Origin of the sequence: Pseudomonas sp. LLC-1 (genome assembly GCF_002992185.1) — a bacterium.
Taxonomy (GTDB): Bacteria; Pseudomonadota; Gammaproteobacteria; order Pseudomonadales; family Pseudomonadaceae; genus Aquipseudomonas; species Aquipseudomonas monteilii.
The window spans coordinates 202,213-214,989 of the sequence record NZ_LUVY01000019.1; the positions used below are offsets into that span (position 1 = coordinate 202,213).

At 66.0% G+C, this 12,777-nt stretch carries 9 protein-coding genes; 2 read left to right on the top strand and 7 right to left on the bottom strand.

Going from position 1 to position 12,777, the window contains the following annotated elements; genetic code table 11:
* Positions 1–175 precede the first annotated feature (175 nt).
* The gene (gene calA, locus A0O30_RS22080; protein WP_016714652.1) at positions 176–1,228 is read left to right on the top strand and encodes a vanillin reductase; all 1,053 of its coding nucleotides are present in this window, start codon (positions 176–178) and stop codon (positions 1,226–1,228) included.
* 143 nt (positions 1,229–1,371) lie between these two features.
* Here the strand turns inward: calA and A0O30_RS22090 are convergent, their stop codons facing one another.
* The gene (locus tag A0O30_RS22090; RefSeq protein ID WP_105948009.1) at positions 1,372–2,688 is read right to left on the bottom strand and encodes a hypothetical protein; all 1,317 of its coding nucleotides are present in this window, start codon (positions 2,686–2,688) and stop codon (positions 1,372–1,374) included.
* A gap of 205 nt (positions 2,689–2,893) precedes the next feature.
* Here A0O30_RS22090 and A0O30_RS22095 point away from each other — a divergent pair, with 205 nt between their 5' ends.
* Positions 2,894–4,093 carry a sugar transporter gene (locus tag A0O30_RS22095; protein WP_105948010.1) on the top strand — a complete coding sequence of 400 codons (1,200 nt, stop codon included), beginning with the start codon at positions 2,894–2,896 and terminating at the stop codon, positions 4,091–4,093.
* A gap of 54 nt (positions 4,094–4,147) precedes the next feature.
* Here A0O30_RS22095 and A0O30_RS22100 read toward each other — a convergent pair whose 3' ends face one another.
* From A0O30_RS22100 to A0O30_RS22125, 6 genes are all read right to left on the bottom strand, one after another.
* Positions 4,148–5,206, bottom strand: coding sequence for an ABC transporter substrate-binding protein (locus A0O30_RS22100; RefSeq protein WP_025754360.1), 1,059 nt, complete (start codon positions 5,204–5,206; stop codon positions 4,148–4,150).
* Positions 5,203–6,267, bottom strand: a complete 1,065-nt coding sequence (locus A0O30_RS22105) for an ABC transporter substrate-binding protein (protein WP_105948011.1) — start codon at positions 6,265–6,267, stop codon at positions 5,203–5,205. The genes A0O30_RS22100 and A0O30_RS22105 overlap by 4 nt, the downstream gene beginning before the upstream one ends.
* Before the next feature lie 17 nt (positions 6,268–6,284).
* Complete coding sequence (locus tag A0O30_RS22110; protein ID WP_105948012.1) at positions 6,285–7,433, bottom strand: LLM class flavin-dependent oxidoreductase; 1,149 nt, start codon at positions 7,431–7,433, stop codon at positions 6,285–6,287.
* A gap of 274 nt (positions 7,434–7,707) precedes the next feature.
* Entirely contained in the window at positions 7,708–9,549 is a 1,842-nt protein-coding gene (locus A0O30_RS22115) for an ABC transporter ATP-binding protein (RefSeq protein ID WP_105948013.1), read from the bottom strand.
* Positions 9,542–11,317 (bottom strand): ABC transporter ATP-binding protein, encoded by a 1,776-nt coding sequence (locus A0O30_RS22120; RefSeq protein WP_256589749.1) that lies wholly within the window; start codon positions 11,315–11,317, stop codon positions 9,542–9,544. Before A0O30_RS22120 ends, A0O30_RS22115 begins: the two co-directional genes overlap by 8 nt.
* 179 nt (positions 11,318–11,496) lie before the next feature.
* The gene (locus A0O30_RS22125; protein ID WP_105948014.1) at positions 11,497–12,729 is read right to left on the bottom strand and encodes an acyl-CoA dehydrogenase family protein; all 1,233 of its coding nucleotides are present in this window, start codon (positions 12,727–12,729) and stop codon (positions 11,497–11,499) included.
* Positions 12,730–12,777 lie beyond the last annotated feature (48 nt).

Consider the following 12,777-nt stretch of genomic DNA (forward strand, 5'->3'; position numbering starts at 1 on the left):
CCAGGGGCAGAGAATCGGACAGCCTAATCATCGCAGATTGAGGGTGTGGCGCCAGATGCTGGCTGGCATCTTCGGAGAATCAGGCATGCATGCCGGAGAATCAGCCGTGTGCCAGGCGGCAAACAGCGCGCAAAATGCGCCGCCTGAATCGTTTCACTTTACTGCGAGGCCCTGCATGTATACCGCCATCGGTTACGCCGCCCAAACCCCCACCAGCCCCCTGGCCCCTGTCACCTTCGAGCGCCGCAGCCCACGCCCGGACGATGTCGCCATCGAAATCCTCTACTGCGGCGTGTGCCATTCCGATATCCACCAGGCGCGCAACGAATGGGGCATTGCCGTGTACCCGCTGATGCCCGGCCACGAAATCATCGGCCGCGTCACGGCGGTGGGCGGCCAGGTGACTGCGCACAAGGTCGGTGACCTGGTGGGCGTCGGCTGCATGGTCGACTCGTGCCGCCACTGTGAAGCCTGCGCCAAGGACCTGGAGCAATATTGCCTGGAAGGCCCGACCATGACCTACGCCACCCCGGACCGGGTCGACGGCAGCAACACCATGGGCGGTTACTCCAGCAGCATCGTGGTCAGCGAGCACTTCGTGGTGCGCATTCCGGCTGGCATGGACTTGCCCAGCGCGGCGCCTATCCTGTGCGCCGGCATCACCACCTATTCGCCGCTCAAGCACCACGGCGTCGGCCCGGGCCACAAAATCGGCATCCTCGGTATGGGTGGGCTTGGCCACATGGGCATCAAGCTGGCCAAGGCCCTGGGTGCCGAGGTGACGCTGTTCACCCGGTCCCAGGCCAAGGCCGAAGAAGCCCGCCGCCAAGGCGCCGACCACGTGATCGTGTCCACCGATGCCGAGCAGATGCGCGCCGCTGCCGGCCGGTTCGATTTCCTGCTGGACACCATTCCGGTACAGCACGACCTCAACCCGTACCTTGAAACCTTGAAGTTCGACGGTGTGCACATTCTGGTCGGCCTGATCGAACCGATCGATCCGGCGGTGCACGCGGCCAACCTGGTGATGAAGCGCCGGGTGCTGGCGGGGTCGTTGATCGGGGGCATTGCCGAGACTCAGGAAGTGCTCGACTTCTGTGCCGAGCACAACATCCGTTGCGATATCGAGATGCTGGATATTCGCAATATCAACCAGGCGTACGAGCGGATGATCGCCGGTGATGTGAAGTACCGGTTCGTGATCGACATGGCCACGTTGCAGGGCTGATTATTTTCGGTTGTCTGTACCGGCCTCTTCGCGGGCAAGCCCGCTCCCACAGGTACTGCACAGTTTTCAAAGTCTGTGCGGTCCCTGTGGGAGCGGGCTTGCCCGCGAAGAGGCCAGTACAGGCAATAAAGCGGCTGGAGCCGTTACCAGGCCATCGCCGTGTCCCAACCCTTCCAGAACAACCACCGCCGCACCTCGCCATGCGCCCCGGTGCCGATCTGCCATTCAGGCCGCCCGCTGTCCAGCGCAATCACCGACACAACCCCCGCATGGCTCGCCGCCACCAGCGTTTGCCCATCGGCGCTGATATCCATCGCACTGATGGTCGATCCCAGGTAATGCTGCCAATGTTCGGTGCCATCCTCGCCGAACGCCCGCAGGTAGCCATAGGCATCCCCCACAATGTACTCGCCATCGCGCGCCACCCCGGCATATACCCTGGCGCCATCCTGCACCAGCGGGGTACGCGGGTCCTGGCTGTAGTAATCGGTATCCAGCCCCGGCAAGTCCGCCACGTTCACTGCCAGCGTGGCACCGCTATGGAAATGGCAGGCATTGACGATCAACTGGTCACCCGTGCGGTTGAACAGCGCAAAGTGCGGGTACTCGCTGCCTGGGCCGATCTCGGCAACCGGCCTGAGCTGGGCATCCAGCACCTGGTGGCGGGTGCCTTGCTCGCCCACCACGATCAGCCGGCCATCCGCCGACACTGCGCCATGCTCCATGCTCAGCCTCAAGCTGATGTCGTCCGGGTCGGTGCCTTCGGCCAGCTCGTCGAGCACCCGCGTTTGTTGTGGCAGCAGGCGAGTCGCACCTTGAGTGGTCAGCACGAAGATCCCTTCGGCGCTTACCAGCAGCACGCGCTGGCCATCGGGGAAGGGGACCAGAGCGGTTGGCGCGGGCGGCAGGTCGAACGGCTCGAACGGGTACCCCGACGGCAACCCCTCAAGCCCGCTTGGCCATGCCAGCCGCTGTACTTGCGGGCCACCCCAGCCGTCGGTCACACGCACGCCCTCGGCATTGGCCAGGGCGAAGTAGCGGCGGGCCGGGCAGCGGCCGAAGTGCTCGATGCCGATCACCGGCGTCACCCCATGGCAGTCGATACGCACGACCTGGCCCTTGTCGTAAGGCATGCCGATGCGGGCCAGCAGGCTGCCGTCGTCCAGCAGCAGGACATTGCTGATCCCTTGGCCGTGGTCATCGAGCAACGGTGCCAAGGGGTGGTGTGCGGGTGGCCAGGCCTCGCGAAACGCTCGGCGCTGCTGTTCGTCGACGCCAGGGCGATTGGCGGCCTGCAGGGCAGCCATCCAGGCGTCCAGCAAGTGCCCGGTGGCTGGTGCCTGTGGCGCTTCCAGGTTATCCCAGCCTTGCGCACGGCCCTGCGCGACGTAGTCGTTGACGGCCTGGGCGTAGGCAGTTACCGCCTGCTGCCACTGCTGCTGGGGGTGCTGCTTGTCCATGAGCGGATCGGGCTCCTTGTTGCACTCGCGTTTCACACAAAACGCGCATGGTACTCCTTCTGCCTGCCACGCGGTTGTGAGGCTCCGGCTTGACGCGTACCATGCCGGGCATTCCTATCAATAACAAAGCGTGCGTCGGCGCCCCTGCAAGCGGGTGGCTGGCGTGCGACCTGTTGCCTTGTCTGCGGAGAAGCGGTTTGCACCCATGAACGGACCCATACCCACCCATCAGCCACCCACGGCGGGCAGCGGCAGCTGGCTGAGCGTCATCGCCCTGGCCCTGGCAGCCTTCATCTTCAACACCACCGAGTTCGTGCCGGTGGCGCTGCTGAGTGACATTGGCCGCAGCTTCGACATGAGCACCGCCCAGGTCGGCCTGATGCTGACCATCTATGCCTGGGTGGTGGCGCTGGCCTCGCTGCCGATGATGCTGCTGACCCGTAACGTCGAACGGCGGCGCTTGTTGCTGTTCGTGTTCCTGGTGTTCATTGTCAGCCACTTGTTGTCGTGGCTGTCGCAGAGCTTTGCCATGCTGCTGGTCAGCCGTATCGGTATTGCCTTGGCGCATGCGGTGTTCTGGGCCATCACTGCCTCGCTGGCGGTGCGCGTGGCACCACCGGGCCAGCAGGCCAAGGCGCTGGGCCTGCTGGCCACCGGCACCACCCTGGCCATGGTGCTGGGCATTCCGCTGGGCCGCGTGGTGGGTGAGGCGCTGGGCTGGCGCATCACTTTCCTGAGCATTGCCGGGGTGGCGCTGGCCACCATGCTGTGCCTGATGAAATCGCTGCCGCTGCTGCCCAGCCAGAACTCCGGCTCGTTGCGCAGCCTGCCGATCCTGTTCAAGCGCCCGGCGCTGGTCATTACCTATGCGCTGGTGACGCTGGTGATCACGGCGCAGTTCACCGCCTACAGCTACATTGAGCCGTTCGCGCTGCATGTGGCGCAGATTGGCGGTGAGCGCACCACGCTGTTGCTGCTGCTGTTTGGCGGTGCCGGGGTGTTCGGTTCGTTGCTGTTCAGCCGCTACAGCGACCGCTTCCCCCATGGTTTCCTGGTGGGTTCGATCGGCCTGTTGGCAGCGTGCCTGCTGTTGTTGCTGCCGCTGTCGGGCAACTTCTATGCGTTCGCTGCGCTGAGCATGTTCTGGGGTGTGGCGATTCTCAGTTTCAGCCTGTCGTTGCAGTCGAAGACGTTGAAGCTGGCGTCGGATGCCACCGATGTGGCCATGGCGCTGTTCTCGGGCATCTACAACATCGGTATTGGTGGTGGCGCGCTGCTGGGCAGTATCGTCAGCAGCCAGATGGACGTGGCGGATATCGGCCTTGTGGGCGGTAGCGTGGCAGTCATCGGGCTGGTGCTGGCGGTTGCCAGCACCCGACGGTTCCGCCAGGCACTGGCGCACTGACCCGCGTCTGGCGCGCACGTGTGTCGCTTAGGGGCGCAAGGCGCGCCCCGGCATTCAAACCGCCAACCGGGACGTCGAACCGATCACATGCTCCAGCACCCGAAAATCAATCCACTCCCGTACATCGAAGCGGCGCGGTATGAACCCCCACCTGAACAGGAACTCGGTAAAGTCCTGTAGCGCCTCGATCGAGCGGCTGTCCAGCGTCGTGCGCAAACGCCGGTGCGCATCGTCGCCATAGGCCGCCGCCACCCAGTACTCGCTGGTGTTCAGCTCGCGCGCCAGAAAGCGCCGGGTTTCTTCCGGGTTGGCCCAGGCCCACTGTTCGGTGCGCAGCACCGTATCGACCAAGGTACGGCTGGCATCGAAGTGGTTTTCCAGCAAGTGCCGGTCCACGGTCAGGGTGCGCGGGGTGCCGTTGTTGCTGCGGATCAGCGGGTCGGGGTGGCTGCCTGTGTCGACCACCACGCGCAGGCCGAACTCGTGGGCCAGGTGCACCGCATGGGCGCCCTTGAGGAAGATGGCATCGATATCGCCACGCAGCAGGCCGATCAGCTCGTTGTTGCGGCGGCTGAAGCGGCTGGTGTCCAGGCTCACTTCGGCGCCATACAGGTGCTGCTTGGCATCGTCGCTGTAGGTGCCGCCGTAGGGGTAGTCGACCAGCTCGACATCGGCCACCGCCAGGCCTTCCAGCTTCAGGGCATTCTCCAGCCCGCGCAGGGCCTGGGCGCGGGTGAAGTCGATCTGCACATTGGCCCATTTGGGCAGGCCGAAGCGGCGGTTCTTAAGGTCGCGAATGCTGCGCACACCGCTTTCTTCGGTGGTGAGGATCAACTGCACTTCATCGCTCCACGACAGCCCCAGCACGCGGGTCTCGACGCCGCTGGCATAGGCCCAGATCGCCGGGATGTTGCCGCCATGGCGTACCGAGTTCTGCAGGTGGTGGTCGTAGTGGGCTTCGCGCACTTCGCGCTCGCTGGACTCACGCAACGACTGGATATTGGTGCCGAACGGCGTAAAGGCCTCGGCCAGGCGCCCCGACTGCACGGCAATGCCGAGGCCGGTGGGCACGGGGCTGTGGGTGTACCAGAGGGTTTCCAGGGGCTTGGTCATGGGGTCGCGGGTTTCCTGTCCATGGGAATGGGGGCCAGCAGTTGGTCCAGGGGTTGGCGGGCGATCCAGTCGCGCACCTCGAAGCGGGCAGGGATGAAGCGCCAACGCTTGAGAAACTCGACGAAGTCCTGCAGGGCGTCGATGGCCTGCTCGTCCAGGCGAGTGCTCAGGCGCAGGTGGGCGTCAGCGCCGTAGGCCACTTGCACCCAGTACTCGCTGCTGTTGGTTTCCCGCGCCAGGTAGCGGCGGGTTTCATCCGGGTGCTGGTGGGCCCAATGTTCGGCGCGCAGTACCGAGCCGAGCAGGGTACGCACCACCTGCGGATGCTGCTCAAGCAGGTGGCTGTCTACCGCCAGCGTGCGCGGCGTGCCATTGTTGCTGCGGATCAGCGGGTCGGGATGGCTGCCGGTGTCGATCACCGTGCGCAGGGCAAAGGCGTGGGCCAGTTGCACGGCACTGGCGCCCTTGAGGAAGATCGCGTCCACCTCGCCGCGCAGCAGGCCGGCCAGTTCCAGGTTGCGGCCTTCGCTTTGGGTGCTGGACACCGGTGTACCGGCCACGTTGCGCACCGGGCGGTCGCTGAATGTGCCGTCGTAGCGGTAGTTGACCAGCTCCACGTCGCCCACTTGCAGGCCTTCGAGCTTCAGGGCGTTTTCCAGCCCGCGCAGGGCCTGGGCGCGGGTGAAGTCGATCTGTGCCGAGGCCCAGTCAGGCAGGCCAAAGCGGCGGCCTTTGAGGTCTTTTACGGTGTGGATGCCGCTGCCTGGTCGCGCCAGGATCAACTGCGCTTCATCGGCCCACGACAGGCCGATCACACGGGTGTCACGCCCTTGGGCGCGGGCCCAGATGGCGGGGATGCTGCCGCCGTGGCGTACCGAATTGAGCAAGCTGTGGTCGAAGTGCGATTCGCGCACGGCCTGCTGGTCGGCTTCGCGCAAGGACTGCACCTGGGTGCCAAGGCTGGCCAGGTCGTCCTGCAGCCAGCCTTGCTGCACGGCGATGCCCAGGCCGGTGGGCACCGGACAGCGCGTGTACCACAGGGTATCGAGGGGTTGGCTCATGGTGTGCTCCGGTCGGTTCAGGCGCTGGCCTGCAAGGGGGCTGGGGTGGTTTGCTGCACCAGCGGCAGCACTTCCTGGCCGATGCGCAGGGCTTCTTCCAGGTGCGGGTTGGCGGCGAGGATGAAGGTGCTGAAACCGGCGTCGCGGTATTCGGCCAGGCGTTCGGCGATGTGCTGGTGGCTGCCCACCAGGCCTACGGTGGGGCCAGGCTTGGCCTTGGCGAAACCGGCCCACAGGTTGCGTGCCAGGACCAGTTCGTCAAAACCCTGCAAACCCTGGTGATAGGCCGCCTGGCGTGCACCGCCGACGGAGTCCGAGCCGGTTATGAAGCCTTTGGCCGAGGCGCTGGCCTTGCCTTCCAGGCGTTCGAACTGTTGGCGCAGCTCACGCCAGGCTTGTTCTTCGGTCTCGCGGGCGAACAGGTCGACCCGCAGGCCGAAACGCACGGTGCGGCCCTGCTTGTCGGCCAGCTCGCGCACGCGTTCGATGTGCGGCTTGAGCTTGTCGATCGGCTCGGCCCAGTTCAGGTACACATCGGCATGGCGCGCCGCCACGTCCAGCGCGGCATCGGAAAAGCCGGAGAAGTACACGCCCGGTTTGCGTTCGTGTTGCAGGCCCGGCGGCAGGCTGCCGTTTTCCAGGCGATAGATATCGCCTTCGTAGGAGAACGTGTCGTCCTGCCACAGGCCCTGGATCACGTCGAGGAATTCGCCGGTGCGCTTGTAACGCAGGTCGTGTTCAAGGAAGTCGCCATTGGCCCGTTGGCTGGCCGGGTTGCCGCCGGTGATGATGTTCCAGTCCAGCCGGCCACCGCTGAGGTTTTGCAGGATCGCTGCCTGCTGCGCGGCATAGGCCGGCAGCGTCCAGGTGGTCTGGAAGGCGATCAGGAAGCGGATGCGGCGGGTTTCGCGGGCCAGCGCAGCGGCGGCGATCCATGGCTCCGGGCCGGTGGGCAGCAGTGCGCCTTCGAAGCCGGCCAGTTCGGCAGCCTTGGCGACCTGGGCGATGTAGTCGATGTAGGTGAAACCGTCGGCCTGGCCACCCGGCAGCCGGCCGGGGGCAATGTTGCCGGGGCGATGCACGGGGTTGCCGCGGTTGTGGCGGTCGGTGGACAGCTGCGGGCCGTCGGTGCCCAGCGGCAGGCGCCAGAAGAATTCGGTGGTCATGGGGGCTCCTGAAGGGGGAGAGTGTGCGAGTGGGGAGGGTGGTGCAACGGCTGTGCCATGGACGGCGCAGGGCCTGTGGGGTGGGCGTTTGCGGGGTCGGCATGTGATGGGGTGCTGCTGTGGCAGCAATCGGGCAGCAGTGGATGTTGAAGCAGCAGCAGGGTTAGCCTGCACTGGCCCAATCGCCGGCAAGCCAGCTCCCACAGGACTCCACAGGCCTCAGGTTCAGTGGAGATCCTGTGGGAGCTGGCTTGCCGGCGATTGGGCCCTCAGATCATGCCTCGGTCATAGCCTCCCCGGCACTGCGCAGATACGCGTCGTACAGCGCCGCATAAGCACCACTTTGCCCGATCAACTCGGCATGCGCCCCTTGCTCCACCACCTTCCCGTGCCGTACCACGGCAATCCGGTCCGCATCGCGAATAGTCGCCAACCGGTGCGCAATGATGATCGCCGTGCGCCCCTGGCACAGCCGGCGCAGCGCACGCTGTATGCGCCGTTCGGTGTGCACGTCCACCGCCGAGGTGGCTTCGTCCAGTACCAGCACCGCCGGGTCGGCGAGGTACGCCCGCACCAGGCACACCAGTTGGCGCTGGCCATGGCTCAGGTGCGCGCCTAGCGGGCCGACTTCGGTGTGGTAGCGCTGCGGCAGCCGTTCCAGTACCTCATCGGCGCCCAACTCGCGGGCTGCAGCTACCAACTGCGCATCGTCGGCAGCCGGTGCCGCCAGGCGCAGGTTGTCGAGGATGCTGCCGCTGAACAGCACATTGTCCTGCAGCACCACACCCACGTTGCGCCGCAAGTCGTGCTGGGCCAGCGCACGCAGGTTGATGCCGTCCAGTTTCACGGCGCCGTGCTGCACTTCGTAGAAGCGTGTCAGCAACTGCACCAGGGTGCTCTTGCCATGCCCCGAGGGGCCGACGATGGCCAGCACTTCACCGGCGCGGATATGCAGGTTCAGCCCGTCGATCACTGGCCGGGGACTGTTAGGCACATAGGCAAAGCCGACCGCGTCAAAGTCCACCTGGCCACGTGCCCTGGCCAGTGCGTGTGGTGCGGTCGGGTCGAGCACCTGTGGCCGCGTGTCGAGCAGCAGGAAGATGCGCTGGGCGGATGCGCTGCCGGTGGCATAGCGTTCGAACAGGTCCGACAGCTCCTGCAGCGGGCCAAGGAACAGGAACACATAGAACAGGCTCTCACCCACCTGGCCAACCGTAACCTTGCCCTCCGCCAGCCCATGGGCGCCGACCAGCAACAGCACGGCCATGCCGGCGGTGCTCAGCAACGCGGTGAACGGCGCGAACCAGCCAGCGCGCAGGCTGCCGCGTATCAGCGCCTGGTTGAAGTCTTCCAGCAGGCGGCGATAGCGTGCCTGGTTGGTCTGCTCCTGGCCGCATTGCTGAATCAGCCGCACGCCACTGACACTTTCCACCAGGTGCGCGGTGAAGCGGCTGCGTTGCTCGGCCACCTTGGCCCAGTTGCGCTGCGACACCCGCTTGAAGCGCCAGGTGGCCACGGCCAGCAGGGGTACCGTGGCCGCCAGGCTGTAGAAGAAGCCGGGTTCGATGCGCCAAAGCATCACTGCCGCCAGGCCGCAGCGTAGCAGGGCGCCCAGCAGCTCGGGCGGGCCTTGCACCAGCAAGGGCTCTAGCGCATCCACGTCACGGTCGGCACGGGCGATAATGCGCCCGGCGCGGGTCTGGTCGAAGTAGCTCACCGACAGCGCTTGCACATGGGCGAACACTTTAACCCGCAGGGTGTTGAGCACGCCGATTGCCGCACGCCCGGCAATGAACTGCGACACGCCCGCCAGCAGAAATCGCCCCAGCCAGCTGGCTGCCAGCCCCAGGCCCAGCCACAGCACCAGGCGCTCGTCGAGCAGCCAGTGGTCGGCGCTGGGCACCAGGCCCCTGTCCAGCAGTTCGCGCACAAACCATGGGCGCAGGAAAACCGTAAACACCAGCAGCAGCTCGATGCCGATCACTGCCACGATTTGCCGGCGAATGGGCCGCAGTAGCGGCAACAGGCGGTGGAACATGCCCCGGTCCAGCGCCTGGCGAGCCAGGCGTTGCTCGATGTCGATATCGCTGCCAGGGGAGTGCTGCACATCAGTCATGGTCGATCCCCAGCAGGTCGCGGTAATGGGCGTTGTGCGCGCTCAGCTCGGCATGGCTGCCGCTGGCGCTGATGCGGCCGTTTTCCAGCATCAGTACGCGGTCGGCCAGCAGCAACGTGGAAAGGCGGCTGGTAATCAGCAGCAAGGTCGGGCCCTGGCTGCCTGTGCTGTGCAGGCGGCGGATGTTGTGCAGCACCTGGCGTTCGCCCAAGGCATCCAGGGCGCTGGTGGCGTCGTCCAGGCAGAGGATGTCGGGCGCGCCAAGCAGTGCCCGGGCCAGGCACAGGCGTTGGCGCTGGCCGCCAGAAAGAGTCACGCCACGATCACCCAGTGGCGTGTCGAGGCCGTGGGGCAAGCGCTCCAGCACGTCCTCGGCGGCGGCCAGGCGCAACGCTTCTCGCAACTGGGCGTCGCTGGCCTGCGGCGCGGCCATGCGCAGGTTGGCGGCCAGGCTGTCGGAGAACAGAAAGCTTTCTTGCGGCAGCACCTGCACACGGCGGCGCAGATCGGCCAGGTCGAGGTCGCGCACGTCGTACCAACCGCCGGCATCGCTACCGACCTGCACGTTGCCGTGCTGCACATCTGTCAGTCGCGGCAGCAGGCTGGCCAGCAGGCTCTTGCCGGTGCCAGTGGCGCCTACCAGCGCCACCACTTCACCGGGCCTCAGGGTGAGTGAGCAGCCTTGCAGGACAGGCCGGCCAGCTTCAACGGCACCCGCCTGCACCTGGTTCAGCTTCAGCCCCAGCGGCCCGGCAGGCAGGGTGGTGTGGCCGCCAACAATGGCCGGGCGTTCGTCCAGCAGTTGCCAGATGCGTTCGGCACTGGCCCGGGCATCGGCGAAGGTCTGCATCACCCGGCCAATGCCCTCGATGCGAAACACCAGCGTGGTCGCCACCAGCAGCGAGGTCACCAGCTCGCCGATACCCAGCGCACCGGCGGCCACACGGTGGGCGCCGTACACCAGGATCCACACATGCCCCAGCGCCACTACGGCCTGTGGCAGCGGAATACGCGAACTGGCGTAGGCGAGGGCGGCGCGGGCGTGGCCGCTAAATATGTCGACCTGGCTGGTGAAACGGGCGATGCGTTGTTGTTCCAGGCCAAACGCCTTGATCACCCGCACCCCGCCGATGCCTTCGGCCAGGTCCTGGCTGACCTGGTCGTAGGCGGCGGCCACGGCGCGGTCCAGCGTGACCAGGCGATCGGTCTGTATCACGAACAGCCACAGCCCGGCGCCGGTCAGCAGCAGGGGTATCAGGCCCAGCAACGGGTCATACCAACTCAATAGGCCAACGGCAGCGACCACCACCAGCGGCGTTTCGATGATCTGCCGCCAGAAAGTGATCAGCGCGTCGCGCACCTTGTCGGCATCGCGGGTGGTGCGGGTAACCAGTTCGCCCATGCCGTGTTGCCAGTGATACCCCAGGTGCAGGCGCTGCACCTGGAGGAGGATGCGTTCACGCAGGCGCGTGAGCAGGGCCTGGCTGAGTACCAGTGACAGCACGGCGGCGGCATATTGCAGCAGGCCACGGCCCAGGGCGATGGCCAGCAGCAACCACAGCCAGTGCCAGCCCACGCTGGCGTCCAGACTACCGTCGGCCAGGCGCTGCACGGCGCGGCCGGTGCTGACATCATCGACCGCATGGCCGATCAGCCACTGCTGCCAGGCCAGGCCGAGGTTGCCGGCGATATAAAGGGCGGTGACCAAGGCGAAGCGCCAAGGCATTTCGCGGTAGATGGCCAATGCCCGAAGGAGCGGGTGGTTCATGTAGATCACTCAAAGGGGGCTGCTTCGCAGCCCATCGCAGGCAAGCCAGCTCCCACAGTGATAGCAGTGCCCTTGAGCCTGGTGCCGTCCTGAGAGCATTTCCTTAGGTACAGCGCTGGCCTTGGGCCTGATGTGGTCCTGTGGGAGCTGGCTTGCCGGCGATTGGGCCGCATGGGGTTTTAACGGCGAGTAGCGCCCTGGGTTTCCTTGGCATTGAGCACTGCCGTGTACTCACCTGGGTCGGCCCCGTTCAGGTAATAGTTGCCCACGTTGTGCAGCCGCCAGCGGATCGGGTCGTGGGTGGTGTGTACCCGGGCATTGCGCCAGAAGCGGTCGAGGTTCCACTTGCTCAGCGAAGCGCTGGCCCCCAGCAGCGAAAACAGATCACTGGAAATTTTCAGCGATGCGGCATCGGAATGTGCCCGGGCCGTTGCTACCGACAAGATCAGCTCATCCTGCAGCGCCTTGTTCTCCGGGTCGCGCTCGTGGTCGTCGAACACCCGCGCGGCTTCGCGCAACACCGACTCGGCGCCGCGTAGCGCCACGGCATACTCGCCAATCTGGCGAATCACATGCGGCTCGTCACTGGCGCGTTCGACGCCGCTCTCCACCCAGGCCCGGGCATGCTCGCGCAGGTACTCGACAGCCGCCTGCAAGGCGCCCGCAGCGATGCCGGTGTCGATGGCGGCGTGGAGGATTTGCGGGAAGGTCAGGCCGGTGCGTTTCATCGGCCCGCTGCGGCGGGTGAGGTAGCGCTCGTCGAGCACGATGTCGTCGAAGTTCACTGTGCCGCTCACCGAGTTCTGCTGGCCGAAGGCCTGCCAGTCATCGACCAGGGTCAGCCCTGGGGTATCGCGGTGCAACAGCACGCCCACACCACCGTCTTCGCTGGCGGCGGTCAGCGAGATCCATTCGGCCAGGTAAGAACCGGTGGAGTAGAACTTGCTGCCGTTGAGCACCCACTGGCCATCGGCGCGGCGCTCGACGCGGGTTTTGAGCGCGAACTTGTTCTTGCCACCGACTTCGGCCAAGGCGTTGCCGAAGCGCTTGCCGGCCAGCACGTCGGCAATCAGCCGGTCGCGCACGTCATCCGGGTAGCCGGTAAAGATACCGCGCAGCATCACGTTGTGAATCTGCAGCAGCTGGCCGACGCCGCCGTCGGCAGTGGAGACCAGGCGTACGGTTTCGACCACAGTCTGCACCGAGGCACCCAGGCCGCCGAACTGGGCGGGTACGGCGATCGCGGTCAGGCCGCTGCTGGACAACAGCTCGGCCTGGCGACGGGGGAGTTGGCCGTTGTTGCTTGGGTCGGCGGCCAGTTCGGCGATTTGCGCGGCGACCTGGCGGGCTACTTCGATGGCCTCGGCTTCGCTGGTCAGGCGGCGGGCGGGGGAGGGTTCTATGGCGCTCATTGAGGGGTCTCGGTTTGTCTGATGGGGCCAGTGCGCCTGCTTCGCGGG